The sequence below is a fragment of the Frankia sp. ACN1ag genome (assembly GCF_001414035.1).
Taxonomy (GTDB): Bacteria; Actinomycetota; Actinomycetes; order Frankiales; family Frankiaceae; genus Frankia; species Frankia torreyi.
The window spans coordinates 1-15,013 of the sequence record NZ_LJPA01000045.1; the positions used below are offsets into that span (position 1 = coordinate 1).

The following is a 15,013-nucleotide window of genomic DNA, read 5'->3' on the forward strand; positions in this document are numbered from 1 at the left end:
GCGTCGAGGTGATCGGCAGCGCGGCGCCGGAGTTCGCCGGGCTGCCCGCCAGCCGAAGATCGAGCTCACCCTGCCCCGCGGCGAGCCGCTGGCGGGCCACCGCCTTGAGCAGCTCGAGGTCAGCGTCGGTATGCGCCGACCCGACGTGCTCGATCTCGCGGGATCCCCGGTACTGGGAGTGCACGATCTGCACCGCCCGCGCACCAGACGCGGTCTTCACCGTCCGCACGTAGGGAGACACAACCCGACAGAGTAGGCCACCGCCACCACCCCGATTAGTGCGTGCCNCCCAGACCAAACCCGCAGGTCACCCGTCCGCGAACAGCGAGACGATCAGATCTTGGCCCAAGTCAGGTCAGGCGAGGCTCTTGGCCTGGGCCCAGGCCCGGACCGCCTTCGCGGCCCTGGCGTTCGCGCCCGTGTGGGTGCCGCCCGCCCAGGTGGCGACGGCGGACCACAGCGCCCTGTCCGCAGCGTCCACCGCCTGCGTCGGCGGGGTCGTCGGCGGCGGGGGCGGAGTCGTCGGAGGCGGGGGCGTCGGGCCGCCGACCGCGGTGAGCAGCTTCGTGCCGACCGGGCTGCCGAGGCCCGATGCCGGGTCCCACCCGGAGCGCGCCTGGTAGCCCTGGTTGTCGCCGGCGGTGACGTCGGTGAACGCGGCGGGATTGGCGTAGGCCACGGCGGCGAGGTCCGCGACGGGGGCGCCGGTAAGCTGCGCGAGCCGGGCGACGAGTCCGGCGAGCAGCGGCGCGACGGCGGAGGTGCCGCCGACGACCGCCGGCTGGCCGTCCACGACGATGCGGTAGCCCGTCTGCGGATCGGCGTTGCCGCTGATGTCGGGCAGGCCGCGGTAGCGGCCGACGGCGGCGGGCTGCCAGGCCGGCCGGGTGAACGTCGCCGAGTAGCCGCCGCCGGTCGCCGAGTCGGCGCCCTCGTTCCACACCACCTCGCTGGCCCGGGCGCCGGCGGCGTCGATGGTCAGCTTCGTGCCGCCGCAGGCGATCACGTTTGGCGAGCCGGCCGGAAAGTCGGCGACGAGCCGGTCGGTGGCGTCGTCGGCGCCGGCGTCCCCGGCGGCCGCGAGGACGGTGATGCCGGCGGCGCGGGCGGCGGCGAACGCCTGGTCGTAGGCGCGCATCGCCTGCGCGGTCCAGGACGACTCGGGGCCGCCCCAGCTAATGCTGATCGCCGCCGGGCGGGGGGTGGCGGCGGCGGCCGCGTTGATCGCCGCGAGGAAGCCGGCGTCGGTGTTCGGCGCGAAGTAGACCACCTGGGCGGCGCCGGGGGCGACGGCCCCGGCGACCTCGATGTCGAGCAGCACCTCGCCGTCGGCGCCGTCCGGATCGCCGCCGGGGACGTTGGCGGCGCCCTGCACGCCGACGGCGGACACCGTCGGGGTCCGCAGGCCCAGCCCGCCGAAGTAGGTGTCGAGGTCGGCCTGGCCGAACCCGCCGCCGAGCTCGATGACCGCGATGGTCTGGCCCTCGCCGGTCGCGGCGGGGAAGTCGTAGGCCCGCGCGACCTGCAGGGCGGTCAGGCCCTGCCGGGGGGAGGCCGCGGGCTGGAAGCGTGGCCGGGCGGCGGGACGCTCGTCCAGGCCGAGCACGGCCACGACCCGGTCGTCGAGCTCGTCGGGCAGGCCGAGGTCGCCCTCCCGGCCACGGATGGTCCGACCGCCGGAGTCGTAGAGGGCCAACGGGGTGTCGAAGGCCGTGCGCGCGCGGGCGGCCGGGCCCCGCAGGCGGACGGTGCGTGCGGGCTCGTCGACCTCGGCGACGTCCAGCCCGGCCCGCCCGGCGAACGCGCGCACCGCGGCGACGTCGTCCGGGGCGGCGCGGAAGTCGTCCGCGGTGGCGGGGCGCAGCACGACCGTGACGTCGATCGGCTGATCGTCGGGAACCGGCCCGACGGGCGTCCCCAACGATGGTCGGTACGAACCCTGAAGGCGGCCCATGAATCCTCCTGACCTGCGGTAATCGACCGGAGACCGACATTCGGCGCGCAGGCGTCATTCCCCTGCTTCGGCCCGTACACCGTCGTGCCGCCGATCGGGCCCCGAATGGCCCGAAGGTGCCCCCCGTCGGCCCCTTGCCGCCGCCCGGCCATCTCCGGAGGATGGGAGCGGACGCCGCTCCAGTCCGTTACGCACAGCGAGCGCGCACGCAGTCGGGAGAGACCGATGGAGAAGGTGTTCGAGATCTACATCCGCACCACGGCGTGCCGTCTCTGGGCCGCGATCACGGCGCCCGACACGAGCGTCACCCGTGACCTGGGCGCGCGGATGACCTCGGACTGGACCCCCGGTTCCGGCTTCGAGCTGCGCCACCCGGGAACCGGGGCGCGGCTCGGTTCCGGCGTCAATCTGGAGGTCGTACCGCCCCGGCGGCTGGTCCAGCGCACGGTCGCGCTGTGGAGTGACGACGTGCGCGACGCGGGCATCACCCGCGTGACCTGGGCCATCGAGACCGTGGGCGATGCCTGCCGGCTCACCGTCGTGCACGACCAGATCCGCGACGGCGCCGACCACGACCTCTACAGCGGGTGGCCCTCGACGCTGTCCAGCCTCAAGGCGCATCTGGAGACCTGCCGGTCGCGGGCCGGCCTGCCGGCGTCCGCGCGCTAGCTCTCCCGCGCGCTCGCTTCTCCCGCGCGCTAGTCCTCCCGCGCGCTGGATCTCCCGCGCTCTAGATCTCCCGCGCCCTAGATCTCCACGGCGGCCTCGGCGAACTGCGACTGGTAGAGCCGGGCGTACGCGCCGCCCGCGGCGAGCAGGCCGGTGTGATCGCCCTGTTCGACGATCGCCCCGTTCTCCATCACGAGGATCGTGTCGGCGTCGCGGATGGTCGACAGCCGGTGGGCGATGACGAAGGCGGTCCGGCCCGCCCGCAGCGTCGACATCGCCTGCTGGATGAGGACCTCCGTGCGGGTGTCCACCGAGCTCGTGGCCTCGTCGAGGACCAGGATCAGTGGTTCGACCAGGAACGCGCGGGCGATGGTGATGAGCTGCTTCTCGCCGCCGCTGACACCGGTCCCCTCGTCGTCGAGCACCGTGTCGTAACCGGCCGGCAGGGTGCGGACGAACCGGTCGACGTGGGCGGCCCGGGCCGCCGCCACGACCTGCTCACGGGTGACACCCTCGGCGCCGTAGGCGATGTTCTCGGCGATGGTGCCGCCGAACAGCCAGGTGTCCTGCAGCACCATGCCGATCTGGGCGCGCAGCTCGTCGCGGGTCATGGCCGCGATGTCGACGCCGTCGAGGGTGATCCGCCCCGCGGTCACGTCGTAGAAGCGCATCAGCAGGTTGATCAGCGTCGTCTTACCCGCTCCGGTGGGGCCCACGATCGCGATCGTGTGGCCCGGCTCGGCGATCAGGGACAGATCCTCGATCAGCGGCTTGTCCGGCTTGTAGCGGAACGCGACGTGCTCGAACGTGACCCGGCCGCGCAGCCGCTCGGGCCGTGCCGGCGCCTGCGGGTCGGGCTCCTGCTCGGCGGTGTCCAGCAGGTCGAACACCCGCTCGGCGGAGGCCACCCCGGACTGGACGAGATTCGCCATGCTGGCGGCCTGCGACAGCGGCTGGCTGAACTGGCGCGAGTACTGGATGAACGCCTGGACGCCGCCGATCGACAGCGCCCCCGAGGCCACCCGAAGCCCGCCGATCACGGCGACCAGGACATAGTTGAGGTTGCCGATGAACATCATGGCCGGCTGCATGAACCCGGAGATGGACTGGGCCCGCCAACTGGCGGTGTACAGCTGCTCGTTGTATTCCTGGAAGGTCCGCGCCGATTCCTCCTGACGGCCGAACGCGCGGACGAGGGTGTGCCCGGTGTACATCTCCTCGACGTGGGCGTTGAGCCGGCCGGTGATCTTCCACTGGGCGACGAACTGCGGCTGGGCGAGCTTGCCGACTCGCGTGGCCACCACGACCGACAGCGGCACCGTCACCAGCGCGATCAGGGCGAGCAGCCAGGAGATCCAGAACATCATCGCCAGCACGCCGAGGATGGTCAGCCCCGAGACGACGATCTGCGACACGCTCTGCTGGAGGCTCTGACCGAGGTTGTCGATGTCGTTGGTGACCCGGCTGAGCACCTCCCCGCGCGGCTGGCTGTCGAAGTAGCGGGTGGGCAGCCGCGAGATCTTCCGCTGCACGTCCTCGCGCAGCTCGCCGATCACCCGCTGGATCGCCAGGTTGGTCAGGCGGGCCTGCAGCACGCCGCAGATCCCGGCGAGGGCGTAGATGATGGCGACCCACAGCAGCACCGTGCCGATCGCGCCGAAGTCCATCCCGCGGCCGGGGGTGACGTCCAGCGAGGCGAGCAGGTCGGCCTGGGTGCCGTGCCCGGCGGCCCGCAGCGCGGCGACGTTCTGCTCCTTCGTCGTCCCGGCGGGCAGCCGCCGGCTGAAGATCCCCGCGAACACCAGGTCGGTGGCATGGCCGAGCAGCCGGGGTCCGGTCACGGTGAGCCCGACGCTCACCGTCGCCAACCCGACCGCGACCGTCAGCAGCAGCCGCTGTGGCCGCAGCAGGCGCAGCAGCCGCCGGCTCGAACCGGCGAAGTCCGCGGACTTCTCGGCGGCACCCTGACCGCCGAGGAAACGCGCCGGCCCGGCCATCGGGGCCGGGCCGCGGCGCGGTGCCGGGGTCGGAGCGGTCCCGCTCACGCCGCCTCCTGTTCGGTGAGCTGCGAGAGCACGATCTCGCGGTAGGTCGGGTTGTCGGCCATGAGCTGGTGATGGGTGCCCACCCCGACCACCTCGCCGCCTTCCAGCACGACGATCTGGTCGGCGTCGCGGATGGTGGCCACCCGCTGGGCGACGATCACGACGGTGGCGTCGGCCGTCTCCCGGGCGAGTGCCGCGCGCAGGCGGGCGTCGGTGGCGTAGTCGAGGGCCGAGAACGAGTCGTCGAACAGGTAGATCTCGGGGCGGTGGACCAGCAGCCGGGCGATGCAGAGCCGCTGGCGCTGCCCGCCGGAGACGTTCGTGCCGCCCTGCGCGATCGGGGCGTCGAGCCCGTCCGGCATCGCCTCGACGAACTCCTTCGCCTGCGCCGTCTCCAGGGCCCGCCAGAGCTCGTCGTCGGTGGCGTCGGGCTTGCCGTAGCGCAGGTTCGACGCGATGGTCCCGGAGAACAGGTAGGGCCGCTGCGGCACGACGCCGACGGTGCGCGCGAGCACGGCGGGATCGATGTCGCGCACGTCGACACCGTCGACCACCACGGCGCCCTCGGTCGCCTCGGCGAGCCGCGGGACGAGGCCGAGCAGGGTCGTCTTCCCGCTGCCCGTGCTGCCGATGACGGCGGTGGTCTGGCCGGGGCGGGCGGTGAGGCTGACGCCGCGCAGCACCGGATCCTCCGCCCCCGGGTAGTGGAAGCCCACCCCCCGCAGCTCCAGCAGCCCGTGGGCGCGCAGCTCGCGCACCGGGTTGTCCGGCGGCCGCAGCGAGGAGTCCGTCGCCAGGACCTCCTGGATGCGCTCGGCGCAGACCTCCGCGCGCGGGATCATCATGAACATGAACGTCGCCATCATGACCGACATGAGGATCTGCATGAGATAGCTGAGGAACGCGGTCAGCGCGCCGATCTGCATGTGGCCCGCGTCGATGCGGTGCGCCCCGAACCAGAGCACGGCGACGCTGGAGAAGTTCACGATCGTGAGCACGAGCGGGAACATCAGTGCCATCAGGCGGCCGAAACGCAGCGAGACGTCGGTCAGCTCGGCGTTGGCCACCCCGAACCGCTGCCGTTCGTGGTCGTCGCGGACGAAGGCCCGGATGACCCGCAGCCCCGTGATCTGCTCGCGCAGGATCCGGTTGACCGTGTCCAGACGTTCCTGCATGGCCCGTCCGAGCGGGCGCATCCGCCGCACGATCAGCGTGATGATGACCGCGAGGATCGGGACGATCACGACCAGGAGCAGGGACAGCCCGGCGTCCTGGTTCACCGCGAGGATGATCCCGCCGATGCACATGATCGGCGCGGAGACCATCAGCGTGAAGCTGAGCAGCACCAGCATCTGCACCTGCTGGACGTCGTTGGTCGCCCGGGTGATGAGCGAGGGAGCACCGAAGCGGCCGACCTCGCGGGCCGAGAACGCCTGCACCCGGTCGAACACCGCCCCCCGCAGGTCCCGCCCGATCGCCATCGCCGTGCGCGCGCCGAAGAAGACCGCCGCGGCCGCGCAGACGAGCTGCACGATGCTGACGCCGAGCATGAGTGCGCCGATGCGCAGGATGTAACCCGTGTCGCCGACCACCACCCCGTGATCGATGATGTCGGCGTTCAGGGTCGGCAGGTACAGCATGCCGATCGTCGAGACCAGTTGCAGGGTCACGAGGATCGCGATGGGCCGCCGGTAGCGGGCCAGATGCGCCCGCAGAAGTCGGATGAGCATGCGGTCCCTCTCGTGCGGCGGCGATACCCGGTAGACCATGGCGTCCCGCAGCCGTCACGGAGACGCCGAGCAGGCCTCCCACCGTCATGACGGCCACGGCGGGCGGCGACCCCCATGATCCACCGCCGGGTGCCTGGGTGACGGGACAGCGGTCGCACGCTCCGCCTGACGGCAGGTGACGCGTCATGGACGCGTGGCGACCTTACGGCCTCAACCCAACGTCAGGTCAAGGCGTTTCCGATCGAGCGCGACCGCCTCGCGATCACCGGCCGGCGGCCCGCCGGCCGACTGCCGGCCCCGCGTGCCACGCCCGGCCGCGACCAGGGCCCACCGAATTACCGCCGGCCGCCGGGCGGATTTCATTCCGGACCGGAATTCTTGGGCGGAAGGTGCTTCCCGGGGCCGCTTTGACGGCCGGCGATACCCCGAGTCCACCCAACCGCCCCGGAAGAGCGATGATGATCGCTGCCGGAGCCGGATCCTCCGCATGCCCACGGCAGGCAGGCCCGACGGTAGCGCACCGGGTCCGACGCCGGCCGCCGATACGCGACTTCGCCCCATGCCCCCCGACTCCGCCGGCAGAGTTGTCGATGCAACAGATTTCGGCGAAGTGGCTCAACGAGCCATATTATTCCGGCCCGGGAGCACCGGACCAGGACAGTTGACACCGGAGCATGGGCGCGCGTAGTCGTAGGTGCGCAACCACCGGTCCATGGCGGAAAGGAACCGATAGTGTCAGGGCGAGCTGCGCGTCGACCGATGCCCGGGGCGCCGCCCCCCGGGGGACCGGACACCGATGACCCGTAGTGACGTCGCAGGGGGAATGGAGGCCGACGCCAGTTCGCTCGCAGGCGCACCGTCACTACAATCGGATGGACTGTCGATGACTCTTTCCGGTGCTCGCCCTCGAGGACCAAGACCCGAACTCGAGAACAGCAGTCAGCTCACGCTGCTGCACCATCTTCATGAACTCAACCACCCTTACCGGGTGAGTTACGAGATGGTGGTGCGGAAAGTCTGGTCCGACAGCGAGGACATCAAGATCCGGCGCGCGCGGGCACGCGATCTCAGCCGCCAGTTCCGGGGCGAGAAGCAGATCGACTGGAACGTCATCGAGAACTACGTGGAGCTGCTGTATCCGGAGGATCAGTCGCAGCGGACGGCGCAGCTCGAGCGGTGCCGGCCGCTGCATCTTCAGGCGTTCGGGCCGCCGGGCGACTCGGACGCCGACCGGGTGTCGGACGGGGCCGTCGATCCGGCCTACGTCGCCGACCTCGAACGGCAGCTCGTCGAGGCCCGCATGCGAGCCGCCTTCGCCACCGCGCTCCTGGTGATCGTCCGTTCCGAGAACGCGGTGCTCCGCGGGAAGAACGCGCACTTCGGCTGGTTCCAGACCCGTGGGCCGGCCGAGGAGTCCGAGCGGATGCCGGGGGCGTCGACCGAGTCCGGGGATCCGGCCACGGCGCCGATCCAGCGGCGGCAGGGCCACCGCGGAGGTCATCACCACCGCCGGGACCGGCCGATCGTCGCGTTCAGCGACCTCGTCGCCGAGCAGCCGAGCCCCGCCGGCTGGAGCGCGCCGGGCCCGCTGCCCTACCCGGCGGAGAACGCCCTGCACTCGGCCCCGACCGGCCCCACCCCCGTGATCGAGGCGCGCCAGCGACGAGCCCCGGAGGCCACGCGCGCCGCCGCCGCCGCGGACAATGCCCGCGGGCGCCGGGTCGCCAAGGCGTCCGGCGCCGAGCCCGACATCCTCGCCGGGCCGGAACGCAAGCGCCGCGGCCGCGGCCGGTGACGGTGCGCCGGCTACCGGCGGCCCGGACCGGACCGGACCCGTCGGGGTTCCGGACCGGCCACGAGGTGCCGTGGAGGCATGACCGACCCGAGAACGGGCATCCCGCTCAGACCGCCCGGACGCGTCGTCCCGGCGGAGTACTTCAGACAGGGGAGGCCACAGGGCATGGATCGGGAGACCTTCGTCAAGCTGCTCAACGACGACCTCAGCTCCGAGTACCAGTCGATCGTCCAGTACATCCAGCACGGCGCGGTCATCACGGGCGCCGAGTACCTGAACGTCGCCGACGAGATCAAGCGGCACCTGCCGCAGGAGCTCAGCCACGCCCAGATCCTCGCCGAGCAGATCTCCTTCCTCGGCGGGACGCCGACCGTCGAGGTGTCCCAGGTCCACCCGTCGAGCGGGGCCCAGGAGGCGCTGCGGGACGATCTCCGGTTGGAGTCCGAGCAGCTCGACCGCTACCGCGAGCGTTTCGGCCAGGCCAACGAACTGGGGCTGGCCGACGTCGCCGAGGCGCTACGTCCCCTGCTCGAACAGACCCAGGAGCACGTCCGCGACCTGCAGGCGGCGCTGGGCCGCTGAGCGGGACGGCCGCGGCGACCGAGCCGGCGGCACCGGGCCGACGCACGCACCGGGCCGACGCACGCACCGGCCCGGTGCCCCGCCCCGCCGCCGGGCCACCGCCACGCCCCGCCGCGCCGCTCAGACGGGGACCGGGCTGTCCACGTCCACGATCTCCTTGCCCAGCGGCATCAGCGACACCGGGATCAGCTTGAAGTTCGCCAGGCCGAGTGGAATCCCGATCACGGTCAGACACAGCGCGATCCCGGTGGTGAGATGCCCGAGGGCCAGCCACCAGCCGGCGAAAATGATCCACAGAACGTTGCCCACCAGGGACGCCCCGCCGGCGTCCGGACGGTCGACGACCCGCCGACCGAACGGCCACAACGCGTAGTTGGCCATCCGCAGCGACGCGATGCCGAACGGAATGGTGATGATGAGAATGAAGCAGATCAGCGCCGCCAGGGCATAACCGATGGCCAGCCAGATACCGCAGAGCACAAGCCAGATGACGTTGAGCAGGACACGCATTCGCCCACCCGCACTCTCTCCCGGAATCGGGACCGGTCGTCGCCGAGGCCCGCGGGCGTCGGCCGCAACGCGGGCGGATGTCGCCTGGGGAACTTTACCCACGGGATGCCGACCTTTACCCCACGTGGCACGAGTTCACCAGCAGACCCCGGCGGATCCGGCGGGTGGCGGGCGGCGGCGGGTCCGACTCGCTACCGTCGACGGCAGTGGCCCGGGCACGGCAGGGTCCGGGCATCGCCCGACCGGCCCGGGCAACACACGACCGGCCCGCGCAGCACACGACCGGCCCGCGTTCCCGACCGCAGCGATAGGTGGATGACCGGTATGCAGGTGTACGACCACGTCGTCGACCTCGTCGGTGACACGCCCCTGGTCCGGTTGACGCCGGGGATCGCCGAGACCCCGGCGCCGGTGCTGGGCAAGCTCGAATATCTCAATCCGGGCGGCTCGGTGAAGGACCGGGTGGCGCTGACGATGGTCGCCGCCGCCGAGGAGGCGGGTCAGTTGCGTCCTGGCGGCACCATCATCGAACCGACCAGTGGTAACACCGGGGTCGGTCTGGCGCTGGTGGCGGCGCGGCGGGGCTACCGGTGCGTGTTCACGATGCCGGACAAGATCAGCGAGGAGAAACGGGCGGTCCTGCGCGCGTACGGCGCGGAGGTCGTCGTCTGCCCGACGGCGGTGTCTCCCGACGATCCCCGCTCCTACTACGAGGTGGCCCGTCGACTGGTCCGGGAGACCCCGGGGGGGTGGAGCCCGGACCAGTACTCCAACCCCCACAACCCGGCCGCGCACCAGGCCACCACCGGGCCGGAGATCTGGCGGGCGACCGACGGCCGCGTCACGCACTTCGTCGCCGGGATCGGCACGGGGGGCACGATCAGCGGCGTGGGGCGCTACCTCAAGGAGGTGTCCGGCGGCGCCGTGCAGATCATCGGTGCGGATCCGGAGGGGTCGGTCTACTCCGGCGGCAGCGGGCGGCCCTACCTGGTCGAGGGGGTCGGCGAGGACATCTGGCCGACGACCTACGACAAGACGGTCGTCGACCGGGTGGAGGCGGTCAGCGACCGCGACTCGTTCCTGATGACCCGGGAGCTCGCCCGGCGGTGCGGGCTGCTGGTCGGCGGGTCCTGCGGGCTGGCCGTGGTGGCGGCCCTGCGCGTCGCCGCCGGTCTCGGCCCCGACGACCTCGTCGTCGTCCTGCTCCCCGACTCGGGCCGCGGCTACCTGTCGAAGATCTTCAACGACGAGTGGATGTACGAGTACGGCTTTCTGGAGCCGCCGTCGAACGGCCCGACCGTCGCCGACGCCCTGCGGTACAAAAGCGAGCAGAGCCACCGGAGCGGGCAGGCCGGCGGCCCGCCCGACCTGGTGCACGTCCATCCGGACGAGACGGTCGGCGCGGCCATCTCCTACCTGCGCGAGTACAACGTCTCGCAGATGCCGGTGGTTCGTCACGAGCCGCCGCTGCGCGCGGCCGAGGTGGCGGGCTCGGTGATCGAGCGTCACCTGCTCGCCGCGGTCTTCGCCGACCGGTCCGCCGTCGACTCTCCCGTGAGCGATCACCTGTCCCCGCCGCTGCCGATGGTGGGGGTCGGCGAGCCGCTGTCCAGGATCGTCGCGGTCCTCGGCGACGACCCGGCGGTCCTGGTGCACGACGAGGGCAGCCCGGTCGGCATCCTCACTCGCGCCGACCTGCTCAGTTTCCTGGCCGTGGCGCCGTAGCGTGGCGTCATGAACACCGACGAGTTCGCCGACGGGTTCGCCGACGGGTTCGAGACGATCGCGATCCACGCCGGTCAGGAGCCCGATCCGGGCACCGGCGCGGTGGCCCCCCCGATCCACCTCTCCTCGACGTTCGCCCAGGACGGGGTGGGCGGCCTACGCGGCGGCTACGAGTACGCCCGCTCCGGGAACCCGACCCGCACGGCCCTGGAAACCTGCCTCGCCGCGCTGGAAGGCGGCCGCGTGGGCCTCGCCTTCTCCGCCGGCATGGCGGCGACCGACACGCTGCTACGGACGGTGTGCCGTCCCGGCGACCATGTGATCATCCCGGCCGACGCCTACGGCGGGACCTATCGGCTGATCGCCCGCGTCCTCGGCGAGTGGGGCGTCGAGCACAGCAGCGTCGACCTCACCGATCTGGAGGCGACCCGGGCCGCGGTCCGCCCGGGCGTGACCCGGCTGGTGTGGTGCGAGACGCCGACGAACCCAATGCTGACGATCGCAGACATCGCGGCGCTCGCGGCGCTCGCCCACGACGCCGGCGCACTGCTCGCCGTGGACAACACGTTCGCCTCGCCCTACCTTCAGCAGCCGCTGGCCCTCGGCGCCGACGCCGTGGTGCACTCCACCACGAAGTACCTCGGTGGCCACAGCGACGTCGTGGGCGGCGCCATCGTGGTGAGCGATCCGGAACTCGGCACGCGGCTACGTTTCCTCCAGAACGCGGCCGGCGCCGTCCCCGGACCGTTCGACTGCTGGCTCGTACTGCGCGGCATCAAGACGCTTCCCGTGCGGATGGACCGGCACTGCGCCAACGCCCGCCTTATCGCCACCCTGCTGGCGGCGCATCCGGCCGTCGCCACGGTGTACTACCCGGGCCTGCCCGGTCATATCGGGCACGGCATCGCCGCCAAACAGATGCGCGACTTCGGCGGGATGGTCTCGTTCACGCTGCGGGACGGCCAGCGGGCTGCGGTCGAGCTGTGCGGGCGGACTCGACTGTTCACACTTGCCGAGTCACTCGGCGGGGTGGAATCCCTGATCGAGCATCCGGCCAGCATGACCCATGCGTCGGTCGTGGACTCGCCGCTCGCCGTGCCGGCGGAGCTCGTGCGGCTCTCGGTCGGCATCGAATCGGCCGACGACCTCGCGGCCGATCTGCGGCAGGCCCTGGACGGACTTTCGGCCCGTTCCACTTAGCTCCACCGCGGGCAGGCGGGCGGCAAATCCGGTGCACAACAGCACCACGGTGGGGGAAAACGGCTGACGAAAGTCCCGAAGTGAGCGCCGAGCCGACATAGCGAACCTTAAACGGTTATCGTTGGCTTACTGAGTTGAGATCCTCGGGCGGAGAACATCATGGCTGCACGTGCAGGTATGCCGTACACGTGCCGGGTCCGCCAGGTCGCGACCGTCAGGAGTGCCGCATGGACGCCTCGACGGACCGCCGGACGCTCGTCACCTCGAGCGCGCTCGTCGTCGGTGCACTCATCGGTGTCGGTGCGGCCGACATGAGCTCCTCGGCGGCGGACAGCCGGGGGGCCCTGGAGCGGGTCGAGTCCACGCTGGAGACCCTCGCCCGCCGCTGGGAGACCACCCCGCCGGCGGAGCTCGTCGAACGGCTCGGCACCCTCGAGCACCACGCCCGCACCATCGGGCGCTGGCGGCTGGGCTCGGCCCTGCGCCAGGACTGGCTGCGGGCGCACGGCCGGATCCTCCTGATGACCTCGGTGGCCCAGGGCGACAGCGGACAACCGAGCCGGGCGACGATCGCGGCGCGGGCGGCGCTGGTCCTCGCGAAACACGTCGGGGACACCACCACCGCCGCCCACGCCGGAGTCGTGCTGGCCGAACTGGCGGCCTACTCCTTCGAGAGCACCTCCGACGGCCTGCGGCTCGCCCGGACTGCCCGGGCCGCGGCGCCGCACGCGCACACCGCGATCCTCGCGATCACCACTGAGGCGCACATCATGGCCGCCCGGCACATGCCGACGGACGGCATCGTGGCCGTGCTGCGCTCGGCGGACTCCATCGCCGCGAAGCTGCCTCAGGGTTCGTTGGGCTACAGCCTCGACGGCATTCATCCGGGTTATCTGCCGACATTCGGGGGTGCGGCGCTTGTCGCCGCGGGCGCTGTGGACGAGGGCCAACAGCGGCTGGGTGAGGCCGCCGATCTGTTCGGCCGCTCCCGGGCGTCCGGCGCGCTCGCCGCCGTGTGCCTCTACCAGGCGTCGGCGGCGATGCGGTCACGCGATCTGGACGAGGCGGAGATTCTGGCGACGAGGGCGCTGGCCGCCTCGGCGGTCCGGCCGAGCAGTTGGTTGTCGAACGGAATTCTTTCGCTCGCGAAGCGGGCCAGAGGCCAGGGAGCGGACTGGTCCGGACTGGTCGCGCAGGCAGCGGAATGGTCGCCGGTCTGACCGCCGACGGGCCGACCGGGCCGCCGCCGGGCCAGGCCGGTTCGCAGTCCACGGGCGACGACCAGGCCGGCCAGGACGACGACCAGAACGACCAGGAACGGAAATATGTCGGAATGAAGCATGACGTTCGACGGACCGAGGTGCACGGATTTTGATGGTGCAATGTTCGGGACGATCGGCAACGGTGGCGGGGTCGCCCGCGCGGCGACGAGATAGGGAATAGGCACGGCGGTACGTTATCGGGTGGCCGACAATGACGTGCAGGTCGGGGCACGACAAAAGTTCCGAGCGGTCCTGCGCATACTCACAAAAGGGTCCGACCGGGACAGGAGAGGGCCACGAAGAAGGCCGTACCAGCCCACACCCGGGTTACACCCCAGCTCGGGACGCCGGGCTCATCCGCGGTCTGAGTAGCCTCTACTCCCGGGGGCTTTCGCACCGACTGCACGGCATCTGCACGCCGTAGCCGGGGCCGGCCGGCTAACGTGAGCCCGGTGAGCGGGACGGGCGTGGTGGTCGTCGGCGGGTTCTGCCTCGACTGCATCGTCACCACGGACACGCTGCCGGCCTGGGGGGACGATCTTCGGGTCGACGCCGTGCGGACCCGGCCGGGCGGCAAGGGCCTGAACCAGGCGGTGGCGCTCGCCCGCCGCGGCGTGCCGGTCCGCGCCGTCGGCGTCGTCGGCGGGGACACGACCGGCCGTGAGCTGCTCGCGGCGCTGCGGGCCGAGGGGGTCGACCCGACCATGATGGCGGTCCGTCCCGCCGCGGCGACACCGGTCTGCGTGGTGCTCGCCCACCCGGACGGCCGCACCGCGTTCCTCTGCCGCTGGGCGGAGGCGGTCGAGCTCACCCCCGGCGACCTGGCCCCCGCCCGGGAGGCCATCCGCTCCGCCCGCGCGGTCATCGTGACCTTCGACCCGCCGCCCGCGACCGTGCGGGCGGCCATCGACCACGCCCTGGCGGCCGGCACGGCGCTGGTCGTCCATCCCGCGCCGCCCGAGCGGTCCGCCGCGGCTGCCCTCGTCGACCTGCCCTGGGACCGGGTGAGTGCCGTCACCCCGAACGAGCAGGAGGCCAGGCTGCTGCTGGCAGCGGCCGGCGATCCGGCGGCCACCGGCCCAGGGGCGGAGCTGGCGGCCGCGTTCGGCCGTCGGTTCGCGACGCCGCTGGTGTGCGTCACCCGGGCGGAACACGGGGTCGCCGTGTGGGACGGCACCCGGGGATGGGCCCGCCCGGCCCATCCGACGACCGTCGTCGACACCACCGCCGCCTCGGACGCGTTCACCGCCGCGCTCACCCACGTCCTGTTCGCCGGCGACGCCGCGGACACCGACGCCCGCTCCACGGACACCGACGCCGCGGACACCGACGCCGCGGACACCGACGCCGACGCAACCCAGCCCCGCGCGCCCGCCTCGGCCACCCGGCCACCCGGCCTCGTCGAGGCCGCCGTCGAGGCGGGCCTCGCCGCGGCGACCTGGACGGTCCGCCACCGGGGCGCGCTCGATGCGCTGCCCCGCCTCGCCGGTCCGCCCGGACGGGCGCCGGCCGGCCCGCTCCCCTGACCCCCGAAGGGGTAT

At 72.2% G+C, this 15,013-nt stretch carries 11 protein-coding genes and 1 pseudogene; 7 read left to right on the forward strand and 5 right to left on the reverse strand.

What is annotated here, in order from left to right; all coding sequences use genetic code 11:
* Positions 1-220: pseudogene (locus UK82_RS27295) on the reverse strand (IS1634 family transposase); the annotation flags it as partial.
* A gap of 135 nt (positions 221-355) precedes the next feature.
* The gene (locus UK82_RS27300) at positions 356-1,954 is read right to left on the reverse strand and encodes a protease pro-enzyme activation domain-containing protein (protein ID WP_083507396.1); all 1,599 of its coding nucleotides are present in this window, start codon (positions 1,952-1,954) and stop codon (positions 356-358) included.
* A 225-nt stretch (positions 1,955-2,179) separates the two neighbouring features.
* Between UK82_RS27300 and UK82_RS27305 the strand changes: the two genes are divergently transcribed.
* Positions 2,180-2,623 carry an SRPBCC domain-containing protein gene (locus tag UK82_RS27305; protein ID WP_052681231.1) on the forward strand — a complete coding sequence of 148 codons (444 nt, stop codon included), beginning with the start codon at positions 2,180-2,182 and terminating at the stop codon, positions 2,621-2,623.
* A gap of 77 nt (positions 2,624-2,700) precedes the next feature.
* Here the strand turns inward: UK82_RS27305 and UK82_RS27310 are convergent, their stop codons facing one another.
* A complete protein-coding gene (locus tag UK82_RS27310; RefSeq protein ID WP_044886595.1) occupies positions 2,701-4,620 on the reverse strand; it encodes an ABC transporter ATP-binding protein in 1,920 nt (639 codons plus the stop codon).
* 44 nt (positions 4,621-4,664) lie between these two features.
* Positions 4,665-6,398, reverse strand: coding sequence for an ABC transporter ATP-binding protein (locus tag UK82_RS27315; RefSeq protein WP_044886562.1), 1,734 nt, complete (start codon positions 6,396-6,398; stop codon positions 4,665-4,667).
* 1,000 nt (positions 6,399-7,398) lie between these two features.
* Here UK82_RS27315 and UK82_RS27320 point away from each other — a divergent pair.
* Positions 7,399-8,193 carry a hypothetical protein gene (locus UK82_RS27320; protein ID WP_236706512.1) on the forward strand — a complete coding sequence of 265 codons (795 nt, stop codon included), beginning with the start codon at positions 7,399-7,401 and terminating at the stop codon, positions 8,191-8,193.
* 165 nt (positions 8,194-8,358) lie between these two features.
* Entirely contained in the window at positions 8,359-8,775 is a 417-nt protein-coding gene (locus UK82_RS27325) for a ferritin-like domain-containing protein (protein ID WP_044886564.1), read from the forward strand.
* Positions 8,776-8,895: 120 nt separating this feature from the next.
* Here the strand turns inward: UK82_RS27325 and UK82_RS27330 are convergent, their stop codons facing one another.
* Positions 8,896-9,285 carry a YccF domain-containing protein gene (locus UK82_RS27330; RefSeq protein ID WP_044886565.1) on the reverse strand — a complete coding sequence of 130 codons (390 nt, stop codon included), beginning with the start codon at positions 9,283-9,285 and terminating at the stop codon, positions 8,896-8,898.
* A gap of 324 nt (positions 9,286-9,609) precedes the next feature.
* On the opposite strand from UK82_RS27330, the gene UK82_RS27335 reads away from it, so the two are divergent.
* From UK82_RS27335 to UK82_RS27350, 4 genes are all read left to right on the forward strand, one after another.
* Positions 9,610-11,010, forward strand: a complete 1,401-nt coding sequence (locus UK82_RS27335; RefSeq protein WP_044886566.1) for a cystathionine beta-synthase — start codon at positions 9,610-9,612, stop codon at positions 11,008-11,010.
* Between the two features lie 9 nt (positions 11,011-11,019).
* Positions 11,020-12,210, forward strand: a complete 1,191-nt coding sequence (locus tag UK82_RS27340; protein ID WP_044886567.1) for a cystathionine gamma-synthase — start codon at positions 11,020-11,022, stop codon at positions 12,208-12,210.
* Between the two features lie 227 nt (positions 12,211-12,437).
* Positions 12,438-13,430, forward strand: a complete 993-nt coding sequence (locus UK82_RS27345; RefSeq protein WP_044886568.1) for a hypothetical protein — start codon at positions 12,438-12,440, stop codon at positions 13,428-13,430.
* A 494-nt stretch (positions 13,431-13,924) separates the two neighbouring features.
* On the forward strand, positions 13,925-14,998 hold the full coding sequence (locus tag UK82_RS27350) for a carbohydrate kinase family protein (RefSeq protein ID WP_161849176.1): 1,074 nt from the start codon (positions 13,925-13,927) through the stop codon (positions 14,996-14,998).
* Positions 14,999-15,013 lie beyond the last annotated feature (15 nt).

Coding starts and splice junctions, on each gene's coding strand:
- UK82_RS27300 (WP_083507396.1), bottom strand. CDS start 1,954: ATGGGCCGCCTTCAGGGTTCGTACCGACCATCGTTGGGGACGCCCGTC.
- UK82_RS27305 (WP_052681231.1), top strand. CDS start 2,180: ATGGAGAAGGTGTTCGAGATCTACATCCGCACCACGGCGTGCCGTCTC.
- UK82_RS27310 (WP_044886595.1), bottom strand. CDS start 4,620: ATGGCCGGGCCGGCGCGTTTCCTCGGCGGTCAGGGTGCCGCCGAGAAG.
- UK82_RS27315 (WP_044886562.1), bottom strand. CDS start 6,398: ATGCTCATCCGACTTCTGCGGGCGCATCTGGCCCGCTACCGGCGGCCC.
- UK82_RS27320 (WP_236706512.1), top strand. CDS start 7,399: ATGGTGGTGCGGAAAGTCTGGTCCGACAGCGAGGACATCAAGATCCGG.
- UK82_RS27325 (WP_044886564.1), top strand. CDS start 8,359: ATGGATCGGGAGACCTTCGTCAAGCTGCTCAACGACGACCTCAGCTCC.
- UK82_RS27330 (WP_044886565.1), bottom strand. CDS start 9,285: ATGCGTGTCCTGCTCAACGTCATCTGGCTTGTGCTCTGCGGTATCTGG.
- UK82_RS27335 (WP_044886566.1), top strand. CDS start 9,610: ATGCAGGTGTACGACCACGTCGTCGACCTCGTCGGTGACACGCCCCTG.
- UK82_RS27340 (WP_044886567.1), top strand. CDS start 11,020: ATGAACACCGACGAGTTCGCCGACGGGTTCGCCGACGGGTTCGAGACG.
- UK82_RS27345 (WP_044886568.1), top strand. CDS start 12,438: ATGGACGCCTCGACGGACCGCCGGACGCTCGTCACCTCGAGCGCGCTC.